Raw genomic sequence first — 23,191 nt, forward strand, 5'->3', positions numbered from 1 at the left:
GCAGATAGACCCTTGGCTCGCTTGGTTTAACCGAGAAATGGAATCCCGTCGGCCGCAGGAGGACACGGAACGGCCGATCATGGGGTGGACATGCGATTACCTGACACGGTAGGGCATCATGCGACCGCTGGTCGCCGACTTGGACCGCAGCAGGGTGGGCTGCCTTAACGTGGCCGGTTCGGTCGGTTGAGACAGCTACCTGCCAGCCGCACGAGAGCGACGACGATCGTGCCGACAGCGGCAACGGCGGCCGTCGCCGCCGCCTCGCCACCGATCAGGGCGAGCACGACCAAGGCGACGAGCGCAATCACGCCGGTGACAAGCGTACGATTGATGACCGCCTCGGCCAACTCATTCCCCTTGGCCTTATCCACCCTGCCCATCAGCATCTCCCGACCCTCACCGCTACGACCAGAACAGCAGACGAGGGGCACCAGGGGCTCCAGTTCATGCACCAAACGAAAGATGTTTGCGTGAGGCGGTATTCACGGCGGACATTCGACGGTGAGGATGTGGCGGGGGGATGCCATGGGCGGCGAACTCCAGTGGTCGGCGCTTCCAGAGGCCAGACAGGCAGCTGCCGTGGGCGACTTCGGCACACTGCTGCGTGTCGCTCGTACCGCGGCGCGGTTGACCCTGGCTGAGGCCGGTCAGCGGTGTGGCTACTCGGCGGCGACGTTGTCCCGGATCGAGCGGGGCCGGCAGCGGCTGACCGACGTCACAGTCCTGCGACGACTGGCAGCGATCTTCGACATTCCACCCGAACTCTTCGGGCTCACGGACATGAACGGCCCCGCAATCCACCAATCCGCCCCGCCGATCGATAAGGTGCGCGGTAAAGCAGCGCGGCGCGAGGTGGGAGAGGATTCGGTGCGACGGCGTGAGGTGCTCGGCGGACTGGCCGGCCTGGTCGGCTCGACGCTCGCCGGAAGCACGCCTGCCCCGACCCCGCCTGACCGGGTAGTTGCCAGCCTGGAGGACATCCTCCTCGGTCACTGCCCGCCACCGACCCGCCCGATCGACCCTGACTGGCTGCGGACCATGCTCACCCATGCCTGGTCCGATTTCCGCGCATGTCGCTACACCAGGCTCTCAGCTCGGCTGCCACAGTTGGTTTCGGCCGCAACCGCCAGCCACTCGTTGACGACCGAGGGACAACGCCCAAGCGCCGCCGCCACCCTCGCCCGGACGTATCACCTGACCACTCAGGTGCTGATCAAGCTGCACGAGGACGGAATGGCCTGGTCAGCGATGGACCGCGCCAGGCATGCGGCCCGGGAGGCCGACGATCCGCTGCTGTACGCCGAGACGGCGCGCATGACCGCGATCGTGCTGCGACGCACCCGTCACGGGCAACGGGCCCAGCAAACACTTGTCGACGCGGCGCAAGACCTCGACGAATCGACCCGGCTCAGATCTGCTCAACAGGTTGCTGCATACGGCCGGCTGTTGGCGACGGCCGCCTACACGGCCGCGCTCACGGATCGTCGAGATATCGCACGGGAGTTGCTGCAGGAGGCCGACGAGGCGGGGCGTCGCAATGGCGACCGCGGCGAGTTCGCTGACGTCGACGTGATGCTTTACCGGATCAGTGTCGCCCGGGTGCTCAACGACTTCGGAGCAGCTGTGCAGTACGCCCGCGAACTGCGCCCCGGTCAGCTGGGCACCGTCGAGCGACGCGCCCGCTACTGGGAGGACTATGCCCTGGCGTTGCACGGGCGTGGGGCGTACACGGAGTCGTTCCGAGCGCTGCTGGCCGCCGAGCGGATCGCGCCGCAGGAAGTCCGGTACCGCCCATGGGCGCAGCACCTCACCGTGGCCCTGCTCAACGCAGATCGCCGGCAGGTGCTACCCGACCTGAGGAACTTCGCTGTTCGCATCGGCACACCGCTGTAGAGCTCAGCCTTTACGCTCCGCAATTCGGAACGGACGTGATCCGACGACTGTCACTGGTCAAGAGCGGCAGGGAAATCTCACTCTCGGCCGTCGAACAGCGGCTGTAGGCAGTCGAGCAGCATGGCGGTGTCCACGTTTCGCGGCAGGTCCAGGCGAATGTCGATGCCCGGCCCCTTGGCCGTCAACACGACCACTTGCCGCTCGTCGCGCAGCCGCCAGTTTCTGATCGCGGTGACCAGCGCGCCCAACTGCGGCTGCACGGAAGCCAGGGTGGCGAGATTGGCCATCACGGCAACCCCCTCCACTGCCAGCGTGATGACGACGCCTACCCCACGAATGCCCTCGTACGGCAGGTCGACCTCGTCCAGCACGTCGGGTGGCAGTAGCAGTTTGACGACGCTCATAGTTCTCCCTTGACCCGCGAGGCGATCTGTTCCTGCATGTCCCCGTCCAGCGGATGCAGGCTGGCACTGGCCACCGCGCCGCAGAAGTATCCCTGCACGTGGTGAATGCCGAGGTCCCAGATCTGTCGCAGGCTGACCGGTGCCTCGTCGTCGTAGCCCTCAACCACGACGGCACGCGGGTGGGGCGCGTCCCCCTGGTCTCTGGCATAGCGCGCCACCTGCGTCACCAGCCGCAACTCGTCGACAGCCAGCGGGTGGTGCAGCACGGCCCGGTCCACCTTGATCTGGGTGAGCCGCAGCTCGGCCATCCGCGCCAGAGATGCGTGTCCCACTCCGAAGTCGTCGACGGCGAAGTTGATGTGCAGCTTCCTGGCCAGTGCGGTGAGCCTGCGGTGGAAGTAGTCCAGCGGCTTCTGCGGCCAGTCCTCGCCCGGCCCCGGCTCGATGGGATCCTGCTCAGAGATTTCCAGGGTGAGCGTCCCGGGGTTGACGTCCGCTTCGGCGAGCGCCTTGCTCACCTGCTGGAGATAGGCGTCGTACAGCAGCGAGCGGACCGCGACGTTCACCGACAGTGGTTTGATCCCCTGCCAGCCGGCGGCACCGGCGGCTTCGGCGTACGAACGGATGGCGTTCGACACGAGCAGCGCATCACGTTCGATGATGAAACGGTCGCCCCAGTCGTACGCCATGCGCAGCGCCGCCAGCGGTGCGCTGACTTCCCGCTCGTTGCGGCGGGCCAGCGCCTCGAAGCTGTGCACGCCGACCCCGGCGGGTTGCCTGCTCAGCTCCACCACCGGCTGGAACACCATGGTCATGGAGTCGATGAGCTTCTGGTAGATGGTGAACGCGTACTCGTACACCGGTGTGGGCAGGCGCCCGAACGCCGTACGCAGCGCGGTCATCACCGCCATCTCCGACTCGACGGGATCGTCGACCGGGTCGGAGTCCCACACTGCGCGCAGGATCACCGCGAGCGGCTCCCCCATCTCCAGTTGCGCGGGAGCCGGGTCGATCACGGCGAGGGCAACGACCCGCCCGTCCACGTATTTGACGGGCACGCATAGCATGCGTCGCCGAGCGCCGTCGGAGACCACGTGACCCGGCATCGAGGTGCGGTGCTGCGCGGCTTCGTCCGCCGCGAGTTCCAGCATCGGCCGGAACAGATCCCGGTCGAACCGGGCCGTCTTGTCCATCACCCGGAATTCGTCGCCGATGAACTCCACCACCGCCACCGAATCCGCATCAACGGCGTACCGGATGAGTTCCACCCGTTCGGCGGGTCCGCCCTGCTGGGCGTGGTACCGCGGCCGATGCAGGCCACGAAACATCCGGCCGAGCAACTGCATGATCGAGTTGCCGTGGTCCTCGAGCGGGTTCTTGCAGGGGCGGATGATGCCGGGGTTCGCTGGCGTGTTGAGCGCCTGCCGGTCGTGCCGGGACACCGGCGGCTGTGTCAGCGGCGTGGCGGGACCGTAGGTCTTCACCCACTGCGCGGGCGGCGGATCGATCCCCTGTTCCGCCACGAAGGCCGCCATCCGGGCGAAGGACACCCGGCGCCCTTCGTCCGCCGCCTCGCCGCGCAGCGCCCGCAGCACGTGATGGGTCAGCACACCGTGCCCGTACTCCATAGTCTCTCGGGCTACACCCCCGCTGGGGCAGGCGAGCAGGGCGCTGTGCCGGTCGACCTGGGTCCGGTACGTGTGCATCGCCGCGGCGTGTCGCCGGTCGGCGTCGGCGTAGATGCCTGCCTGGCAGCAGTCGAGCACCAGGAACGACGTGCCGGTGAACGCCTCGAACACGTCCTGCTTGAGAAACGACATCCGCAGCCCGTTGTCCGGTTCTCGGGGTAGCACCTCTGGGTCCAGGTCGGCGGTCACCAGGTACGCGTCGAGTTGGTCGTTCCACTCCGGCACCAGTGCGTGGCCGGCGAAGTAGACCAGGAGCACATCCGACGGTCCGGACCCGACAACGATCTCCCGCAGGTACGCCTTGATCTCCCGCCAGGTGGCCTTCGGCCCGATGAACATCTTGACGTCGCCGTCATGAAATGTGCCGTAGTCCTGGTCGAGCAGCACGGCCCGCAGATCCTGCGCGTCACTCTCGGCGAAGCGCAGAGCGGGAAGCTGCACGTCGTAGCCGCAGTGGTTGACTCCGATCAGGACGGCTTGTCGCTTGCTCGGCGCCATCGCACACCCCCGAGGCGAACCGTCGCGCGGTCACAATATGAATCCTTGTCAACGCCGTAGGTGACCTTATCGGGTCTCACCCACGAGACAGCGCAGCGTCGGATTTCCGTCAAATGACCACTGAGGTGTCTCAGCGCCTCGCAGCCGCCCGCCGCGCGATCAGAGGCGAGGATGCGCGTCCTCGATGCGCTCAGCCTTGACGTACGCGAGAAGGTCGGCTTGGTCGGTTGCCGGCAGGACGGCGAACGCCGCGTAGTTCAGGCGGATTGCTCCAGGCAACGACGCCCCTCACGACTCGTTTGTCGGCGCTTCAGCTTCCCAGGTTGTGCCGAGGAGCAAGGCCAGACGACGTCCAAGCAGGTGGTAGCGCCGCTCACACCAGTCGAGGTAGTCGTCGAGGGATATTGGTAGGTCGGGGAGCGCGTTCAACTCCAGATAGTTCTGATAGCCGGCTGCACTGAATGTCGCCTCAGCCCAGGCCCGAGGAAGCTTGTCTTTCTTGGCGATGTTCTCCGGCCCTTCCAGCAACTGCAGGTTGGCCAGGCTGTCCCGGTACCACAAGGCAAGGTCAAGTTGATCTTCGCTGTACTTCCCGTACTTCTTCAACCTCGCTCGGGTCAGCAACGAGCGCGGGAAGACGTGGTCGATATGGTGAAGATTCCGGGTGTTGACATGCGGAAACAGCAAAGCGAGGACCGAGAAGACACCGGCACTGCCGTACGTCCAACCTTCCATCAGATCCTCGACCTCGGCGGGTGCGAAGGTAAGCGTTTTACCTCGAGCTCTCATCCGCTCTTCGATCTGCTCTACCGGGAAGCTCTCCGCACCGTGCTTGTCGATCACCTCGCGTAGCTCACGGAGAAGCGTGTCGAGACCAGAACCCCACACGCCCTGCTTAAGCAGACTGCGGATCACCCAGGATCGGACCGCCGCCCGATCCTCCCGATCAGCCGGCCGGTCACGATAGTGTTCATCAAGGCCACGCCGATGCACGTAGTAGGCGACCGGGATGAGCACGCTGTTGGCGGTCAAGGTTGCCGAGGAGAGTCCGAAGTCTCCGAGCAGTCCGGCTGCAACAGTCAGCGCGTTGGTTACCTCGTCCCACCGCTCTTCCAGCCGCAACATGTTGTTCCGGTTGAAGTTCCGCACCTTGAATCCAACGTCGGCCACTCCGGTAAGCATGAGTCCACTCTTGAGGACGACGTCCTTGCTGAACCAGAAACGCTGGTCGGGTCCGTTCAACGCATCGACCAGTGCCTGGATCTCCTTCCGGGCGTCGCGCTTGCCCCACTGCGCGGTGGCGATGCTGAGCAGCAGGTCACTCTGCGAGAGCACGGTCCCGGCCGAGTTGACCCGGATGAAGATGTCGAGCACCTTGTCGATATCCTGGTCAGCCTCTTCATAAAAGTGCAAGATTGGCTTGCTGTGGAGGAGGTTGAACAACGTGCCAATGAGCTTCGTCGCATAGGGATTGTTACCCAGACCATGGCCAGCGAGCATCGCCATCAACTCGCCGAGATCAGACGTGGCGAAGAGTTCGTATACGGGAAACCAGTAGGCGGTTCCGTCTGTGGGCTGTGTCACCGGCTCGGCCAGCAGACGAAAATCGTGGCGGACGCCCCGATCGTTCTCCGGCGCCTCACCCAACACGTTGAGATACAGCCGCCGCGGCGGATACGACTTGGGCTGGTTCTTGTGACCGTACCGGATCCGGCTCGCATGGTAGCCGCGTAGCGCCACGTTCAGTGAGGTCAACCGTTGCTGTCCATCCAGCACGGCAACAACCGCCTGACCATGTGGAACGTCGAGTTCCTTGCTGTAGCGATTGTCCTTCTCGTGGTACTCCCGCATGAACTCATAGAACTTAAACTGGCCCGAGGTCTCGGAACGAACATGCCACGACAGGAAGGAACCGATGGGGTAACCCCGCAGGATGCTGTCGAACAGCCGGGTGATCTGGTCGTCATTCCATACAAAAGCCCGCTGGATCGCTGGCAGCACCAGCTCCCGTCGCTGGATCTTGGTGATGGCGTCGGCGATGGTGATGGCCGGTTGAAAGCCCACATCAGCTCCTTGCAATGGCGAACGGTGAGGGGTTGGTGATCGGCCGGGAGCAGTTCCGTCGTGGGACTAGACCCTCGCCTTGCGGCCTCGGGTGGTCTTGGGTGGGCGCCACGACGTCAGCGCCTCGTCGGTGAGGTGGAGGCGGTTGGTGGTCTCGGCGAGGAAGCCGGCGTAGATGTCGGCCGGCGAGGCACCCCACTCCGCGTCGAACTCGCCGTGCCACTGGCGTACCCAGGGGAGGATCTCGCGCAGCCCTGCGACCAGTGGCAGCAGCCGGTCGGTGGCCCAGCCGTCCTCCTGCTCACGGGCGACGATCAGGGTGGCCAGGGCCTGGGCCTGCTCGCGGTGGTCCCAGCCGGCCCAGCCGACCAGCAGCGACGGATCACCGTCGCGGCTGGCACCCGGGTACGACACGAAGCGTTCCTTGGGCACGTCGAGCTTGCCCCGATGCTTCCAGTAGCTGGCCTTGACGAAGTCCGCCGACGTGTACTTCGGCGGCACCGGGATCTGCTTGCGGAACTCCCGCTTCGCCGCCTCGTCGGGCAGCGCGTCCTCGGCCCGTTGCAGGTCCCACACCTGCTCCCAGTCGGCGCGCTTGCTCAGGCCGGAGTCCTTGTAGCGCAGCGCCGCCAGGTGCGGCACGTGCTCGTCGGCGACCAGGTCGGCGATCACCTTGCCGAGATCCTGACCGGGCGCGTACAGCTCGGCGACGGCGAGCACATCACGGTCGCGGCGCAGCTCGTCGGCGAGCTGCGCGGTGGTCAGCGGACGCGGCTGCTCCAGGCCGTCAACGTGGTGATACCACAGCTCACGCGCCTCGCACCGGTCCAGCAGCCAGTCCCGCAGCGCCTTGGCCTGCATCTTGTCCCAGCCCTCGGTGGCCCACCGCCGCTTGCACTCCGGCCGCTCGATCAGCCCGATGTTGCGATTGTTCTCGATCAGCTCGATCCGCCGCTGCACGACCGCCTTGTACTCGTCCGACCAGCCCGCCGGCAGCTCCGTGATCGGCGTCGAGCCGTGCCGCGCGAACCACTGCGTCTCCAGCCCCTCGTCGCGCATCTTCCGGGCGAGCACGATCTCGAACGCCCGCTGCCCCAGCGACAACATCGGCGGCCGGATGCTCTCCGGCGCGGTCAGGTCCTCGTCCAGCAGCCCGTAGAGCGAGTAGACCTGCCAGTCCAACTCCTCCTGCAAGCAGATCATCTGCCCCCGGGTGGCGTGCCACTCGTAGGCGGCGGCATCCAGCCGCTCCCGCGTCGGCACCCCAGACCCCGCCACCGCCGCCGGACTCACCGTGGCGAGCCGCTGCGCCAGCCCATCAATTTCCCGAGCAAATTCCAAAGGGTACGCCGAAGGCAGCGGAAACTCCTGCAACTTGGTACCTGTGAACTCGTATCGGTGCTCCCACATCTCATCGGAAATACCGCCACCGATACCACCGTTGCCCTTGCTCTGACAAACCTGCTTGAGCCAGAAGCAGGCGGTCGAACTATTGAGCACCCCGAGCAGCCTCAGATGATCGTCCTCCGACGCCCCCTCCCTCAACTTGATCACTGGCGAGTGTCGATTAAAGATGTTTCCGCCGCGATCCAGCACAAAATGGTTATGGGTTGCGACGAAGGCAAAGGCTATCGACAGATCAGTCGCATAGGCGCTGGAGGTATGCTGCATGAAATCCCACCAGCGGAGGCCGGCATCAGCCATGTTTCCTTGGAAGGTGCGCCGCTCCTGCAGCAACCTTCTCCAAGGCCAGAGCTCAAGAGCGAGTCCAGACGCAGACAACTGGGTGGCATGGGGATACCAAATTCGATCTTCCGCGTAGGAACTCCAATCCCGCCGACTGTCACCAGTCATCAATGGTCGTAACGCGGCGGGATCAGCGATTGTCCTAAGCGCCCGATTCGATGGTCGCATGAATGCTTCATCCGCGCCAACCCGGACAGCGCGTCCAACCGGCGGCTCAATCTCTTGAGTCAGCACCTCACCAGTCGCAGCTTGGATGACTTCTGCTAGGCCTGCAGCCCCGCCGCCACCAAGGCTCCACGGATGTCTAGCGAGACGGAAACGGGTGATGTCGTCGACGCTAACCCAGTCACTCTCAGATCCAGGCTGGTTCACCTGGCCGACAATCGCTTGCCAAACCAAGCCCTGGCTCGGGTCGTTTGGCGCGCCAGGCTCACCTCTAATACCCATGACAACACGAACCGTTTCGGCTCGCTGCCGCGCTCGCCGTCTACCGACCAAGATTAAGGTGGGCGTACCGTGACCGGGGATGTAAGCACCTGATGTATCGACTACCTGGGTCAGATCAACTTCATGTGCAAAGAGCTCTTCAATCAACCTTCTACCGAACTCACGTTTTGCAAAGGAGTTGGCCGTGATTTGGCCTACGTGGCCAGCACCTCTGCCGTCTTCGTCGGCAGCCGTAGCCAGCTCGAAGAAGCGCTGTGCGAATGGTACCGAAAGAGCGTACGTGCCTGTGCAAACGCTATAGATCTCACGGTAAAGCTCGTTGAGGGCCTTGTCCTTGACAGTGATATACGGTGGGTTACCCACGACCACGTGATACCGGCTGTCTTCCAGGATGCCACGGTGCTCCTGCAGGTCCTCAGTGCTGTACTGAAGATCAGCCAACTCGTCGCCGAACAGCAGAAGCTGTCGATCCTTGATAAGCGAATCACCGACCGCAAGGTGCATCGGGAAGGTGTAGCCGGACGAGTCGGCGAGGGTTTTGACGTGGCTGGCGCGGAGGGCGGCTGCCAGGAGGCGGAAGCGGGCGATGGCTACGGCGAAGGGGTTGATGTCGACGCCGTGGACAGCGTCGAGGGCGAGGCGTACTCGCTCGTGGGGGTCGCGGTTGGGGGCGTGACGTTCCCACTCCTTCAGTAACCGCTCGAATGCGCCGAGGACGAAGTGGCCGGAGCCGCAGGTGGGGTCGATCATCTTGACCACGTCGTGGCCGAACTCTTCGATCGCTGGGGTGAGCGTCAGGTCGAGGATGAACTCTTCGACGAACTCCGGAGTCTGGAGCAGGGCGTAGGTCTTACGGGCGGCTTCGGAGAGGTCCTGGTAGAGGTCGCCGAGGAAGCGGGTGTCCCACTCGGGGTCGGTGAAGTCGTGCACCAGGCCGCCAGCTTCGCCGCGTCGACGCCAGAAGGCGATCAGGTTCTTCGCCTCGTCGTGGGAGAGCGGGATCTGGTAGAGCGGGTTGTGTCGCTTGTCGAAGAGTGACCTCCCCGCCTGGGTGCTGGCGATGGCGTCGAAGCCCTGGTGCAGCCAGCCACGCAGAGTCTGGTCGGGGTGGTCGCGGAAGAACTGTGCCTCGGCTTCCTCGGCCAGGACCAGCCTGTCCCCCGGGCCGGCCAGGTAGGGGTCGGGTAGCAGGCCGTTGTCCTCGCAGAAGCGGACGAAGACGGTGCCGAGCACCCAGGCGACCGCGACCTGTGTCACCCGCTCGTCGCGCCAGGCTGTCCAGGTGGCGGCGGTACGCCCGACCTTGAAGGCGTGGTCGTATTCACCACGCAGTCGGGAGCGCACCTCCCCGACCGTCTCGGCCTGCTCCCGCAGGTCTATCTCCAGGTTCTTGACCTGCTTCTGCAGGTCCGACAAGAGCAGCTTCCGGTCGACCACGCGACGACTCTAGTCGTCCCGTTCACGGGACGGAGCACCCGTAAGGCCCGTTTCCGTCGCCGAGCCGCTACCTACGGCTCCCGCATCCAGAGCTTGGGATCGGTCACGAAGACACCCTTGCCCTGGTGCCGCCAGATCACCCGAAGGGCTTCCAGCCGCACATAGACCTGCTTGACCGTTGACGGACTGACCTTGTACTTCGCCGCAAGCTGCGCAATCGAGGGCAGCCTGTCCCCCGGCGTGAGCCGCTTGGCTCTGATATCGGCAACGATCTCGTCGGCGATCCGGATGTAGTCGGCGGTGATCGGCATGACCTTCCCCTTGCGTGGCACGCCAATTCGATCACGCAACGACACTCCACAACAACTCACCGTTTGACTCGGATGACTGGGACAGCTAAGTTGAATCACGCCTCTCCCCTTGCGTGGCAACGAGGAGCAGAGGCGTTCCCCCTGGTCGGGGCGGGTGCGCGTGCCCGTCCCGACCCTGTGAGCTGCTCTGTCGTCGTACCGCCGAATGGGCTGCGGCGGCCGAGCGGGCGGGCCGTGCGGACGCCGGCCACGCACGGCCCGCCCTTCCACGCACCACCGCACCGACCCTCCGCGCTCCCGCCTGCCCCGGAAAGGACCGTCGTGGCCCAGGTGTATCGAGGTGGCCAGCCCTACGGGACCGGCCACCCGGCCCGGTTGACCCCGCACGAGGTACGCACCCGCACGTTCGCCCCGCGCCGCCGTGGCGTCGACCCCGATCAGGTACGCGAGTTCCAGGCCAGGGTCGCCGACGAGTTGGCCGACCTGCACCGGCAGTTCCGTACGGTCGCCCAGGAGAACGAGAGGCTCAAGCGGGCCCTGCGCGACTGGCAGTCGATGCACGCCCGGCACTGCCGACCACCGAACCAGGGCCGCTGGTGACCGCCCGCCCGGCCCCCGGCGACCTGCTCCGGATCGACGGTCGCGCCTCGGTGCAGTTCGCCGGTGGCCGAGCGCTGACCCTGCGGGTCGTCTCGGTCAGCGACCGGCACGCCTACGACGGCTGGATCTGGTTGACCGGGTATGTCATCGACCGGCGCGGCAACGCCACCGCCAAACGCGAGCTCTACGTCCGACTCGCCGGCCTTCGGCCGCCGGTCAACCTGCCCCCGCCTGGACCGGCCGCCCCGGACACGACCAGGGCTGTGACCGGCGTCCGCAGCCGCGGCCTCGCCGCACCGGGTCGTCACTGAGTGGCATCGTGCCTCATCTCGCGGAAGGGATCAGACGACGACACTGGTAGGTACGCCACAGTGGCGAATAGCCCACCTTCGACCAGAACGCCATCGCTGCTGTGTTGTAGTAGCTGTAGTAGAGGTAGATGCCGCGTACGTCGAAGTGGGACAGCGCACGTTCGACGGCGTCGGCGAGGAAGCGGCCCGCCCCGCCGCCCCGCCGCTCCGGCAGCACACCGAAGGTGTTCACGTAGCCGTATAAGCCATCCGGCAGCAGCATGTCCAGTGCGATGTCGTGCCGTCTGACGAAACACTCCGACATGCCGACGATCTGCCCCTGGTCCTCCGCCACCACCACGAGCGGTGCCCCATCGGCCGGTGTCCGGCCGGCCCACATCTCTGCCAGCCGATCATGAAAGCGGGCGCGGACCGCCGGGACCCGTCGAGCGAACGGGCTGTCCGGTATGTGCGCTGCGAGAACAGCCTCCTGGAGGCGGAGCAGCATCGGCTCATCGTCGGGCACCGCGAGCCGGGCGCTCAGCGACCGCCTGCGGCCGGTGGCCTCCGGGCGCGGCTCCGCCATCGGCTTGACGGCGATGCAGGCGTCCTTGGCGAAGCCGTGCGCCGCAAGAGGCTGGTCAATGCTCATCTCGCGACATGGCCAGACCAGATTGGCCCCGGTCGCCCCGGCCGCCCGCCAGTCCTGCTCGATCTGTGTCAGCAGGGCGTTGAGCGCGGCAAGGCACGGGCCGCCGGTCTGCCGGACAGTCAATCCGAAAGTGGTGCCGGTGTCACGCTCGTAGTAGGCGAGTTTGTCGCTGTCCGGGTCGTAGTGCTCGACCGCCGGCCACGCCAGCGCGATCACCCCGTCGGCGTCACAAATGGCGCGGACGGCCGACGTCGTCGGCGTTGCGGCCGACGCCAGCAGGGCGGCCACCTTCGCCCGGTCGAGGCTTGGTAACCGCTCGTCCAGCCTGGACCGACGCCGGTGCTGCTCGACGATCGCATCCAGCACGTCCATGCCGGTCACCCCAACTCGACTGTGATGGGCGTCATTATTCTATGCCCGGTGGCGTCGATCCTGAGTCTCATACCGGACCGCCGTGCACCGGTACGTAGTCTGCGGAGATGTTGCGCCGACTTCACCCCGCACTGCTGGATTCCTGCCACCGGTTGCTCGGGCCCCGACCGGTCTACTTCATCGGTTCGACGCGTCGCGACGGCACGCCCCATCTCTGTGCCGCGACAAATGTCACCGCAATCAGCTCAAGTCCGACGCTGGTGACGGTGGCGCTGTGGCCGGAATGGGAGACGCGCGACAACATCCTTCGGCACCGGCGACTGAGTATCAGCCTCGCCACCAGTGACCAGGTGCCGGCGGTGATGGTGGCCGGTCACCGCTACACCGGCCGCTCGCTGCCACCGCAATCGGACAAGTTCTCCGCAGCCGGGCTCACTCCGTTGTTGACCGAGCCCGACTATCCAGCTGGCGTCGCCGACTGCATCGCCGTGCTGCTCTGCGATGTCCTGAAGGTGCTTGACGACCTGGGTGACCACGACGTGCTGGTGACGCGGGTGAGATCGGCATGGGCGGACAGCACCTGCTTTTCCCAGGACCTCGTCCTGGACGTCAATCGCCGGAACCCTCTCCTACAGATCACCGGGCAGCGATTCGCCGCCGCGCAACCGACAACCTAGGTCGGGTGCACGGCGACCCGCGTCAGGAGATCAGTCAAGGCTGGAGCCGATGACCTTCGGGCGCCGTCGTTGCTCGGCGCAACCCGCTTCGTAGTCGTCCAGCACGCTGCGCCAATCCTCGATCCGATCGACGGTGCCGTCCGGATGGAAGTACGTGATGGAGCCGAGGATGGAGAAGATGACGTCCGCTGGTTCTGTCCCGTGCACAGCCAAGGAATGCACCGTCCCCGCTTCCTCCACCAGATAGTCGCCGACCCCGCACCGGACGTCGAGTTCCGGATAGCCCCACTGGCCGGCAAGGGTCACCGCGCTGACCGACCCGCTGTGCAGATGTTGCGGCACCACCGTCCCCGCAGCGAATCGGCTACGCACCACCCAGAGCCCCGACAGCCGGTCGACGTGCAGCAGCATGAAACTGCCGCCCGTCGCCGGATCCTCCACCCAGGGTTGGGTCCCGCACTGCACTGCTGCGACGGACGAGGATCGACGCCGATCCGAGAGATCGATGCCGTACATCCGCACCTCCACTCGATCAGGGCGGCTCAGGCTCCCAGCGACCGCCGCAGACGGTCGAGGTCGACCTGAACCCGGGTGTCGACCTGGGTTTCCACAAAGGCTTCGAGATCGATCAGGTAGACCTCGGTCAGGTCGAGGCGATAGAAGCGCCACGTGCCGTCGCCATGGAACGCCTCCGGCGGGCGATACCACCAGTCCCGTTCCTCGGGATCGGTGAAGTTCGTCCTGAAATAGTGCTCGGACACGTCCGCCAACTCTGACGCGGCCACCTCGGCGCACCGGGCCACGAACTGCATGCCGTCCACGTCGTCGCCGACCGCCGTGGAGTCGAACACCGCACCGGCGACGGTCGGCATCGCCGCGATGTGACGCGAGTGCCGAGCGGTCGGCGTGGAATAGAAATGCAAGACCGGTCCCGGCCCGAGGACGTAGTTGATCGGAGCTGCCCATGGCACGCCGTCCGCGCAGGTCGCGAGGGTGAAGTATCGGTTGCTCCGCAACAGTTTCACAGCCCGCTGGACCAGCCCGTCATCGGTCACCTGACACTCCCTGCTCTTTGCGTCGAATAATCAGCCCCGGCTGGCCTGGTAAAACCAGCGAGCACACTCCAGGCCACCAGTGCCGATGACCGGTAAAGCACCTGAGAAGCCGTCATGCCGGCGCTGTTCGCGGAGCGCTCCGGAATCGGGCCCGGCAGGAGCATATCGGTGAGGGCGGCCAGATCCAAGTGCGTCGGACACCAGTCCGGCGGTGGCTCCGGATAACCACGCAGCTCACTTTTCAGCAGCGCCACCAGAATCGACCGCGAACCCGTCAGATGCGGTACGGAGCCTGGATAATGGGCAGCCAGCCCGAAGTCGGGCTCCACAAGTCGTTCCAGCAGATCGTCCAGTCGCACCGGGACGATGAATTCGGGGCACGGGCCGGCGCTCGAATCGACGACCGCGGACAGGTCGAGCGCGGCTCCCGCGGTCGCCTGCCCGCATCCGGCGCACTCGGCGACGTCGATCTCCGCACCCGACGCCTCGAAGCGGCACTGCACGCGGGTGCGGACGTGGCATCTCGAACAGACCCGCCAGATGCCTTCCCGCACGAGGTCGGGGCGGGCCAGTGCGATGAAGCTCAGCATCCGCTGGCGTGCCTGCGCCTGGTTGAGCAGCGTCTCAACGCCACTCGCCACCGACACGTCAACCCCGAAGATCTGCCGAATCATCCACGCGTTGTGTTCGGCGAGGGCGTCGGGCAGCCGAGCCCGGCTACCGAGTAGATGCCGCAACGCCGCGAACCCCTCGGCGACCCTGCTGCGACACGTGCGCCGGCCGGTCACCGCCCAACCTTGCCTCGCCAGATGGTGCCGCAGCGCAAGCGCGCTATGGACGGCCTCCTGCTCCACCTCGGCCAAGCGGAACCTCATCGCCCCGGCCGGAATGCTCGCCGCAAGCCGTTTGCCCATCCGACGCCGGTTCAACACCGGCGACATCCGGGTGCTGAGGCCGGGGCGGCAGCGGGGCAACCGTACCCGCAGCAGCTGTTCGTCGTCCGCCCCGTCGTAGTCGACGGACATCCAGGTCACCAGGCACTTCACCGGATCTTGGCGGCGGAGCCCGGTCAGCGCCGCCGCGGCACACGCGGAAAGGACCGCGAGGCTGGCGAGCGCGTTGGGCTGATGGGAGTAACGCACCCGTAGCACCCCACGTCGGGCCGCCAGAAGCGCCTCCAACGCCGGGAGACTGCGGTGCATTCCGGCTGCGTACCGCCCCTGCGGCTCGGTCATCGGTCGCTCCGGCCGCGCCCGGCATACTCTTCGGCGAAGGTGTGCACCGAGGAGCGCCACACCACGTAGATCGCCACGAAGAAGAGCAGGGTGGCGACGACCGTCAGGCCTTCCTGGGCGTAGAGCACCAGCCGGCAGGGGAAGTGTCGACCCACGATCCCGACCACGACAGCGGCCGAGAAGAGTGCGCTGGCGAACGCCAGAGCGTGCAGCCCACGCAGCACCCTTCGGGCAGCGGCGTACTCGGAAAATCCAGGCGCACCCCGCATCCGGATGATGCCGTGGAACGTGGGCAGCACGATGAAGATCGCCACCGAGACGGCCGCGAGGCTGGCTGCGAGCGCAGTGCCATCCTTGATCGGCTCGGCGAGGCCGGGATCCTGATCGAGCAGGCTCGTCAGCAGATTCGAGATCGTCACCAGTGCTCCAGATCGACCTTGTCGAGTTCGGCTCGGAGTTTCACGTCCCGGCCCGCCAGCGCGCGGTACACGGTCAGCGCGGACGCGTTGTCGGTGGCGTCCGCCAACCCCTCCATCAGCTCCAGAAACCGGCGGGTACGGGACCGGACGTCGGGGTCACCGAGGATCGCGGAATGGATCTCGAAGATGGTGTCGTGACCCAACTCTCGGATGTTCGGCCAAATATTGATCATTTGCAGATCGCCTTCGGCCACCCGGAACGCCCCCGGGATCCGTTTGCCGGGCAGTTGTAGTGGCTGGGCGAGGGCTCTGACCGCATCGCTCCAGTTGATGTCGAAGCACTCGGCACCTGTGGTGCCGGTGTGCACCGCGTCCGCCCCAGCCAACCGGCTGAGCTTGGAAATGACCTGCTCATCCACACCGACCCGATGCACTCCGCCGGTCGACGGGCGCGACACCATGCCGGAGCCCATGTTGGTGGCGATCAGGCACGCCCCGAATCGGTGTGAGCTGAGATCCTCCAGCGTGCCCAGCCCTTGGCTGAACCCGTTGACGACGAACCCTTTGGCGCCATTCGCCGCCGCCCACTCGGCCTTACGCATGATCTGGCTCGGCGTCCCCGCGAGACAGGTTACGTACGCCTTCTGCCGGCCACTCTCCTCTGCCGCGCGGCGACAGACCGCGACCAGGTGTGGCAGCCGGTACTGGAGGGCCAGCGTAGGCGACGGAGGATCACCCAGCAGCATGTCGTCGACCAGGAGATCCGCCCCGGCGACGAGCACCTTTCGGTACTGGTCGAGCACGGACTGGTCGAGCGTCTCGATCCGGCACCCGGTCTCCAACGCCAGCAGCGGACGCCGTTGCACACCGAGCATCGAACGAATGCCATCGATGCCCAGTTGTGGCCCCGGAAGTGCGGTGAGGAAGGGCCTGGGAAGATCCACCCGCTGGAGCCACACCCCGTCGGCGTAGCTGTACTCGGCCGCACTTGTCAACAACTGGAACAGGTGAGACAACCCCTCGCTCGGGGCGGCGTGCACGAGCGGCAGCGCCAGGGTCACGTCTGTCCAGGTGGAAACCGGCCCCACGTGAATGACCGCTCCGGTGAACTGTGGATCATGAGAGGAATACCGGAGCCCGAGCCGCTGCGAGCGTTGGGTGAGTATTCGAAGCATCTGGACTGCGGCCTGACGGACATCGGCACCGGCGGGAACGGCGAAACTGTACGTGGCCCTGACGAAGGCGTCGAGATCCAACGAGTCCGGGTCCAGGATCTGGTCCCGCCAATTCATATGATCACAACTTCGGCTCGGTAGAAGGACACGCCTGGGCCGGCGCAGATTCACTGCCGTCAGAAGGTTGCTACGTGAAGGCTGATCGTCTTGCGCGACGTAGTATCACACAGGATCCACGCCACGGAATGAGTCCCATATCTGACAGGAGTCGAGCCGAGTTCTGCAGTTATGGGGTCGCGGCGCCGATGTGCCTACTGCGGTGGGCATTTGTGGTCCATGCGTCTGGCAGAGGAATCCACTCGCTGTCGGCAACGGGGACCACCGCACTGTCCAGCTTGGGCAGCACCCCCGGGTCGTCCATCGGGCAGAGCAACCAGACATCGCCCTCCCCGCTGCGTGCGGCCTCGGCCAGCTCGTGGAGTCGCCCCATCGCCCGGTACCGCGCCAGCACCGCCGCGTCGTGCAGCAGCACCGGCCCGGCGTCGACGCGCAGGTGCGCCCGCAACGAGGGCATCGCCAGCTGCCAAGCCTGCTCGACGTACTCGCCGAGCTTGATGGCTGCCCGGGAGCCCGGTTCGGCGATGTCCGCGCCCAGCACCGTCTCCCACGTGGGCTTCGGGCGGGTGTCGACGAGACCGCGTAGCTCACGCAGGAACACCGCCGCCACGTTGACCGGCCGGGCGTCGAAGCGTCGGGTCAGTTCCTCGCGCGCCAGGGTGTAGCGGTTGAGGCGTACGGTAAGCGCGCGGAAACCCCCGGCGGACCTGGCACCGGTCAGCCGTTCCTCGGCCCGCACCGCCGCAGCAAGTTCCGGTGAATCGGCCTCCCACCGGCTCGGCGCGTTCGTGGCCGACGGGCGACGCTGGACGATCGACATCGAGGACGAGCCGGCGCGCGGTGGTGGGGGAAGGTACCGGTCGCGATCCCAGCGCAGGTCGAAACCGGCCTCGGCCAGCAGCTTGTCGAGCTTCGGGTGTGACGGCAGCGGGGCCGTCAGCTCGGGGAAACGGGCGGCCACCCGCTGGATGACGTGCTCCGGGGTGAGGCCGCGCCGCCCCTCGGGCGTGGTCACCGGCGGCACCACGCCGGCCTGGGCGAGTCGCAGCGCGCGGACCGGGTCGAGGTTGCGCGGATACAGCTCCAGCCGGGCGGTCGCGGCGGCCTGGTCGGAGGCCACGGCGGCGAGCACCACGCGCCGCCGGTCGTCGACAGCGTCGGCAGCACCGCCGGGCGGGGTTACGGCCGCGAGGGTACGCAGCACCGTCGCCGCGCTGGGCAGCACCTCGCTGGCAGCGAGTTCGTCGGCGGCCTTGCCGAGCGCGTCGGCGTAGTCGAGCAGCGCCGGCGCGGCCGGGGCGTCCGGACCGTCGTCCTCCCCCGCCTCAAGAGCCACCAGCAGCCGGTCGCCACGCGGATTCGGTTTGCCGTCGATGTCGCCGCGAGCGTGCCGCCGCAGCAGCAGGCGCGGCTCCTCCTCGATGGCGTCGACCTCGACGGCCGCCCGTACGGCGGCGACCGCCACCGTGAGCCGCAGGTCGTCTCCGGTACGCACCGACCCGCGGCTGATGAGCAGGGCCTCGGCCAACTCGGCGACCCCCATCACCCGTCCACCGTCACGCAGCATCTCGATGATCTGGGTACGCACGCTGCCCACCACCGGCATGCCCTGCCAGCGCTTGCGCTGCTTGCCGAGGATCTGGGCGATCCGGCCGGACGTGACGCCGACAGCGGCGGCGACCTGTGGCTGCTGCGGCCACAGCGGCAGTCCGGGCAGCGTGCCGGTGGCGTCGGGCAGGTTCAACAGCAGCCGGGTGGCTTCGACCTCGGCGGCGTTGCGGCCGTTCTTGGCCGGCACGAGCAGCGCGGCGACGGCGTCGAGACCGACGCGTACCAGATCGGTGTCGCCGCCGGCATTTGTCGTCTCGGTGGCGACCTCGGCGGTGGCCGCCTTACGGGCAGCGGCGGAGGTGGGGATGGTTTCCCGCTCCCCCAGTCGAGTGCGCCACTGCTTCACCCGGCGCTGCAACTCCCTGCGTGTCCGGGCGCCCAGACCGGGCAGCGTGGCGAAGGTGTTGTTACCGACGGCGAGCAGCTCACCGACGGTGGTGGCCTCCACCCGGTGCGCGGCGGACACCGCCCGTGGGGTGAGCCCGGCGGCCTCCAGCGAGGTGGCGCGGGTGGCCTTGGCGGCGGCCTCCTCGCGAGCCTTCTCGGCGGCCTTCTCGTCGGGCTCCTCGGCCTCGATCTCCGGATGCTCGCTACCGACCGGGGCACTCGCGTCGGAGCGGCGGAACACCTGCTGCCAGGCGTCACGCATCTCCTTCAGCGAAGTGAACCGGCGACGGTGGTCGCGGTGCAGGGCCCGCTGGAAGAACTCCACCAGGCCGTCGCGGATCGCCGCGTCGAACGCCTCCGCAGCCAGCACCGGCGGTCCCTCGGTGAGCTGCGGCTCGGTGCCGCCGTCACCCCACAGCGGCAGTTCGCCAGAGGCCATCTCGTGCAGCGTGACACCCAGGGCGTACCACTCTGCGTGCTTGTCGTAGACCTGCCGGGCGGCGGTGCCGAGGAACGGGTCGAGGTAGCGCGGGGTGCCGGCGGCGAGTTCCTTGACCGAGACGCCGGCCAGGGAGAAGTCGAAGAGCACCAGTTGGCGGGTGCGGTTCGGGCGGATGCGGATGGCGATGTTGTCCGGCTTGATGTCGCGGTGGTAGACGCCCTCGCCCTCCAGGTAGTCCAGGGCGCCGAACAGGTAGTCGCTGTAGGTTTCCAGCTCGTCGATGGTGAGCCGGCCGTCGTCACGCAGCTTCCGGGCCAGGGTGTGGTCGCCGGCGTGCTCCAGCACCACGACGGTGCGGGTGCCGAGTTGCAGTGGCTCCGGCCGGGCCAGGCGGATCACCCGGGAGTCGGTGAGCGGGCCGAGCACCCGGGCCTCGTGGGCCAGGCGGGCTGCCTTCTCGTCGGAGAGGGCCACCTTGAGCACCTCGTTGCGGCGGGTGCGCTCGTTGAAGGCCAGGAACGCCCGGCAGGTCGAGCCGGTGCCGAGGCTACGGACGATCTTCCACTCGCCGACCAGGTCGCCACCGCGCGCCTCCAGCGGATCGACCTGCTCCGGTGCGGATTCGGGCGGGTGGGTCGAGGTGGGTGGCGGGGCGGTCAGCTCGTCCTCGACCTCCTGGAGCATCTCGACGAACTCGGCGACCGTGGTGAGTCGCTGGATGGGCACCGGGGCCGTTGCCGCCTGGATCATCTCGTCGGCGAAGGTGCTGATCGCGTCGGCGATCGATGCCGCGCGCAGCCCGTTGTCGCGGGCGAGCCGGGTGAGCAGTTCGGGGCGCTTGGCCGCCGGAGGTTGCCCGGTGAGGATCAGGTACGCCAACGCGCCGAGGCCGAAGACGTCCATCGCGACCGCGTCCGGGTTCGGCGCGCTCAGCTCCGGTGCGAGATACGCCTCCGCCGAACGCTCGATGTGGTCCGTGGCGTGTGAGGAGGGGGTGATCGGCTCGCCGCTGCCGCTGCCGCTGGTGTCGGTGCCACGGGTGGCCGCCTGCCAGTCACTTACCAGCAGTCGGGGCGTCAGCCACGCCTCGTCCTCGCTGCCGCCGCGCCGCCGTGGTCCGGGAGCGACCAACACGCTGCGGGCGGACAGGGCGCGATGGTGCAGCTTACGGCGGTGCGCGTACGCCACCGTCTCGGCGAGCTGGCGGATCATGGCGAGTCGGGTGAGCACGTCGAGGCGCTCGCCGTACTGCGACATGTAATGGTCGAGACGGATCGTCCGTGGGTCATGGCGGAAGATCAGCGCCGGCCCGGCCTCGTGCTGCTCCATCGAGTCGGCCTGGACGATGCCGGGATGGCTGATGCCGTGCAGCACCGACATCTCGCGCCGGGCGGCCCGTTCGATGCTGGCCCGCGTGGCCTGGGCGGCGTTGCGCTCGACCAGGTAGATCCGTACCCGGCGGTGCTCCCGCTCCAGGTCACGGTGCCGGGCCCGGTGGTCCTGCCAGGTCGGCCCGACGTCGAAGGGCCGGGTCTCCAGCTCCCACGCGCCGACCTGGTAGTGCCTCCGGCTACGAGCGATGCCGACATCCGCGAGCAGATCCGGCAGAGCCGCCGACACCTCCCGGGTGACCCTTCGCCGCTCGTCGTCCGGCTGCCGCAGCAGCAGCGAAGTGATCGGATCCAGCTTGCCTTCACGGCCCGCAACGGGCTCGGGGCCGTAGACGCCGTGCAGGTGATGCTCCGACAGCTCGATCGTCAGCCCCGGCTTGGACAGGAAGACCGCCGCCTGGACGAACGGAATCCGCACCGGCTGGCCCCGGCGGCGGCTTGCGGCGACCTGGAGCAGCGACTTGAGCTTCTTGGCCTTCGCATCGGCCAGATGCAACGGGTTGTCGAAGGTGCGGGTGCCGTTGGGGCCGTGCAGCAGCCAGTTCGAACCGCTGGAGGTCAGCCGCCCGGACCAGCTCTTGATCTCGACGAGATAGAGGCCGCCGGGGGCGGCGACGAGCAGATCGACCTCGTACGGATGCCCGGTCTGTGCGGTGAAGGTGAAGTTCGACCAGGCGCGGTAGGGCTCGGTGTCGGGGAGCAGCGTCTGGACGTAGGCCAGTGCCTCCCGCTCGTGCGTGAACTGCGACGGGGTGATCGTCGTCCACCGGCCCTCCTGCATGGGCAGATCCTATGCTCAGCGGGCGACAGCGGCGGGCGTCGCCGGTCCACCGAAAGGTGGGGGTGATCCGATATAAGGGACGGATGGACTTGCCGCCGTATCTGGCCACCATGCCGATGCACGCGATCACCGAGATGCACGGCGAGGCCGGGCTGCGGGAGCGGTTCCGGCTGGAGATCGAGGAGTTCGGCGACGAGGAGCGTGGCCGGCTCGACGAGGCGTTGGAGCTGGCCGGGTGGCTCCATCGCGATGATCGGCGGTCCCGGGAGCCGTACGTCAACCATCTGCTCCGGGTGGCGATCCGGATGCTGCACCACTACCAGGTACGCGACGTCGACGTGATCGTCGCCGGTCTGTTGCACGACGCGGTCGAGGACCATCCGGCCGAGCTGGCCGACGCCGGGGATCCCAGGAGCGGCGGGGAGCCCGGGAGCGGCGGGGAGCCGAACAGCGGCGGGAGGCTGGGCGTCGGTGGGGACGACGTTGGGGATCCGACCGACGCGGCGTTGGCGGTGCTGGCCGAGCGGTTCGGGGCACGGGTGGCGCGGCTGGTCGCGGCGGTGACCAACCCGCCGTGGGAGCCCGGACGCGATCGCTACGAGCAGTACCGGGAGCATGTCGCGGCCAGTCTCGAACGGGAACCGTGGGCGCGGGTCATCAAGGTCTCCGACTTCACGGACAACGGCGTCGGGGTGATCCATTCTGTCGGCCCGAAGGTCGAGTCGTCGGCCCGCAAGTACCGCCCCCTGGTGCCGGTGTACCGCGACCTCGTCACCCGTGCCGACACGCCCCTGTCCGAGCCGGTGAAGCAACACATCCTGGGTCAGCTCGACCTGGCCGAGCAGCGCTTCAGCGCGATCCTCGACCAGCCCGCCCACCCCGCCTGAGCCGGTCGGTCACCGCTCCGCGGGCGCTGCGGGTTGCGGGTCGGTTCGGAGGTTGAGCCTGCTCACCAGCAGTTCGGCCTGGGCCACCGATCCGCCGCCGACCCCGAGCCCACCACGGGCGGCATGGTAGAACGCGTCGCGTGCCTCGTTGGCCCGGTGCAGCAACATGGGCCGGTCGGCGTCGGCCTGCCCGTCGCGCGCCAGCCGCTCGACCTCCCAGACGCTGTCCCGCCAGGCCCGCGCCGCCGTCACCGTCGGCGCGTCGCCGAGCAGCAGCACGTTCTCCCAGGCCAGGGTGTGCCGGAAATCTGCCTCCGCGAGCGCGGCGAGCGCCGTGTCCCGGTCGACGTAACCGCCGGTCAGTCGGCTGGCGATGGTGTGTGTCTCCTTCAACGCCCGGGCGAACTCGACGTACGCGTCGAGCCGGCGCTCGTCCCAGCGCACCGTCTGGTTGCGTCGCCACCGCGACCGGTCTGCCAGCGAGGTGGCGACGATCGTGCCGATGGTGCCGACCAGCACACCGAGTAGTGCCGGTAGCTGCGCAGCGAGACTGTCCATGGCCGCACAGCCTGGCAGCAGCCGGCAACCGCCGTCCATACGTCGAGACTG

The 23,191-nt window shown here is 67.3% G+C and carries 19 protein-coding genes; 5 read left to right on the forward strand and 14 right to left on the reverse strand.

Going from position 1 to position 23,191, the window contains the following annotated elements:
* Positions 1 to 164 precede the first annotated feature (164 nt).
* The gene (locus O7624_RS03745; protein WP_282238932.1) at positions 165 to 383 is read right to left on the reverse strand and encodes a hypothetical protein; all 219 of its coding nucleotides are present in this window, start codon (positions 381 to 383) and stop codon (positions 165 to 167) included.
* A 199-nt stretch (positions 384 to 582) separates the two neighbouring features.
* Between O7624_RS03745 and O7624_RS03750 the strand changes: the two genes are divergently transcribed.
* On the forward strand, positions 583 to 1,896 hold the full coding sequence (locus O7624_RS03750) for a helix-turn-helix transcriptional regulator (protein ID WP_282238933.1): 1,314 nt from the start codon (positions 583 to 585) through the stop codon (positions 1,894 to 1,896).
* A gap of 77 nt (positions 1,897 to 1,973) precedes the next feature.
* On the opposite strand, the gene O7624_RS03755 is transcribed toward O7624_RS03750, so the two are convergent.
* The 5 genes from O7624_RS03755 to O7624_RS03775 form a co-directional block, all read right to left on the reverse strand.
* Positions 1,974 to 2,300 carry a hypothetical protein gene (locus O7624_RS03755; RefSeq protein ID WP_282238934.1) on the reverse strand — a complete coding sequence of 109 codons (327 nt, stop codon included), beginning with the start codon at positions 2,298 to 2,300 and terminating at the stop codon, positions 1,974 to 1,976.
* The gene (locus O7624_RS03760) at positions 2,297 to 4,486 is read right to left on the reverse strand and encodes an EAL domain-containing protein (protein ID WP_282238935.1); all 2,190 of its coding nucleotides are present in this window, start codon (positions 4,484 to 4,486) and stop codon (positions 2,297 to 2,299) included. The genes O7624_RS03755 and O7624_RS03760 overlap by 4 nt, the downstream gene beginning before the upstream one ends.
* A 288-nt stretch (positions 4,487 to 4,774) precedes the next feature.
* Positions 4,775 to 6,550, reverse strand: coding sequence for a DUF262 domain-containing protein (locus tag O7624_RS03765; protein WP_282238936.1), 1,776 nt, complete (start codon positions 6,548 to 6,550; stop codon positions 4,775 to 4,777).
* Positions 6,551 to 6,616: 66 nt separating this feature from the next.
* Positions 6,617 to 10,180 (reverse strand): BREX-2 system adenine-specific DNA-methyltransferase PglX, encoded by a 3,564-nt coding sequence (gene pglX / locus O7624_RS03770; protein WP_282238937.1) that lies wholly within the window; start codon positions 10,178 to 10,180, stop codon positions 6,617 to 6,619.
* 71 nt (positions 10,181 to 10,251) lie between these two features.
* Positions 10,252 to 10,491, reverse strand: coding sequence for a winged helix-turn-helix domain-containing protein (locus tag O7624_RS03775; RefSeq protein ID WP_282238938.1), 240 nt, complete (start codon positions 10,489 to 10,491; stop codon positions 10,252 to 10,254).
* Positions 10,492 to 10,812: 321 nt separating this feature from the next.
* Here O7624_RS03775 and O7624_RS03780 point away from each other — a divergent pair, with 321 nt between their 5' ends.
* Together O7624_RS03780 and O7624_RS03785 are read left to right on the forward strand one after the other, a co-directional pair.
* A complete protein-coding gene (locus tag O7624_RS03780) occupies positions 10,813 to 11,091 on the forward strand; it encodes a DivIVA domain-containing protein (RefSeq protein ID WP_282238939.1) in 279 nt (92 codons plus the stop codon).
* Complete coding sequence (locus O7624_RS03785) at positions 11,088 to 11,402, forward strand: hypothetical protein (RefSeq protein ID WP_282238940.1); 315 nt, start codon at positions 11,088 to 11,090, stop codon at positions 11,400 to 11,402. The genes O7624_RS03780 and O7624_RS03785 overlap by 4 nt, the downstream gene beginning before the upstream one ends.
* 13 nt (positions 11,403 to 11,415) lie before the next feature.
* On the opposite strand, the gene O7624_RS03790 is transcribed toward O7624_RS03785, so the two are convergent.
* Positions 11,416 to 12,405 carry a GNAT family N-acetyltransferase gene (locus O7624_RS03790; RefSeq protein WP_282238941.1) on the reverse strand — a complete coding sequence of 330 codons (990 nt, stop codon included), beginning with the start codon at positions 12,403 to 12,405 and terminating at the stop codon, positions 11,416 to 11,418.
* Between the two features lie 107 nt (positions 12,406 to 12,512).
* On the opposite strand from O7624_RS03790, the gene O7624_RS03795 reads away from it, so the two are divergent.
* Positions 12,513 to 13,082 carry a flavin reductase family protein gene (locus O7624_RS03795; RefSeq protein ID WP_282238942.1) on the forward strand — a complete coding sequence of 190 codons (570 nt, stop codon included), beginning with the start codon at positions 12,513 to 12,515 and terminating at the stop codon, positions 13,080 to 13,082.
* Between the two features lie 30 nt (positions 13,083 to 13,112).
* Here the strand turns inward: O7624_RS03795 and O7624_RS03800 are convergent, their stop codons facing one another.
* From O7624_RS03800 to pglW, 6 genes are all read right to left on the reverse strand, one after another.
* Positions 13,113 to 13,523 carry a 2,4'-dihydroxyacetophenone dioxygenase family protein gene (locus O7624_RS03800; protein WP_282238943.1) on the reverse strand — a complete coding sequence of 137 codons (411 nt, stop codon included), beginning with the start codon at positions 13,521 to 13,523 and terminating at the stop codon, positions 13,113 to 13,115.
* Positions 13,524 to 13,624: 101 nt separating this feature from the next.
* On the reverse strand, positions 13,625 to 14,137 hold the full coding sequence (locus O7624_RS03805; protein WP_282238944.1) for a pyridoxamine 5'-phosphate oxidase family protein: 513 nt from the start codon (positions 14,135 to 14,137) through the stop codon (positions 13,625 to 13,627).
* A complete protein-coding gene (locus O7624_RS03810; RefSeq protein WP_282238945.1) occupies positions 14,134 to 15,372 on the reverse strand; it encodes a hypothetical protein in 1,239 nt (412 codons plus the stop codon). The genes O7624_RS03805 and O7624_RS03810 overlap by 4 nt, the downstream gene beginning before the upstream one ends.
* Positions 15,369 to 15,791, reverse strand: coding sequence for a hypothetical protein (locus O7624_RS03815; RefSeq protein ID WP_093402582.1), 423 nt, complete (start codon positions 15,789 to 15,791; stop codon positions 15,369 to 15,371). Before O7624_RS03815 ends, O7624_RS03810 begins: the two co-directional genes overlap by 4 nt.
* Positions 15,788 to 17,083 carry a RuBisCO large subunit C-terminal-like domain-containing protein gene (locus O7624_RS03820; RefSeq protein WP_282238946.1) on the reverse strand — a complete coding sequence of 432 codons (1,296 nt, stop codon included), beginning with the start codon at positions 17,081 to 17,083 and terminating at the stop codon, positions 15,788 to 15,790. Before O7624_RS03820 ends, O7624_RS03815 begins: the two co-directional genes overlap by 4 nt.
* Positions 17,084 to 17,252: 169 nt before the next feature.
* Positions 17,253 to 21,695, reverse strand: a complete 4,443-nt coding sequence (gene pglW / locus O7624_RS03825; protein ID WP_282238947.1) for a BREX system serine/threonine kinase PglW — start codon at positions 21,693 to 21,695, stop codon at positions 17,253 to 17,255.
* Positions 21,696 to 21,778: 83 nt separating this feature from the next.
* Here pglW and O7624_RS03830 point away from each other — a divergent pair, with 83 nt between their 5' ends.
* The gene (locus O7624_RS03830) at positions 21,779 to 22,582 is read left to right on the forward strand and encodes a phosphohydrolase (protein WP_282238948.1); all 804 of its coding nucleotides are present in this window, start codon (positions 21,779 to 21,781) and stop codon (positions 22,580 to 22,582) included.
* Positions 22,583 to 22,591: 9 nt separating this feature from the next.
* Here O7624_RS03830 and O7624_RS03835 read toward each other — a convergent pair whose 3' ends face one another.
* The gene (locus O7624_RS03835) at positions 22,592 to 23,140 is read right to left on the reverse strand and encodes a hypothetical protein (protein WP_093402810.1); all 549 of its coding nucleotides are present in this window, start codon (positions 23,138 to 23,140) and stop codon (positions 22,592 to 22,594) included.
* Positions 23,141 to 23,191: the final 51 nt, after the last annotated feature.

Origin of the sequence: Verrucosispora sp. WMMD1129, assembly GCF_029581255.1 — a bacterium.
GTDB lineage: Bacteria > Actinomycetota > Actinomycetes > Mycobacteriales > Micromonosporaceae > Micromonospora > Micromonospora sediminimaris.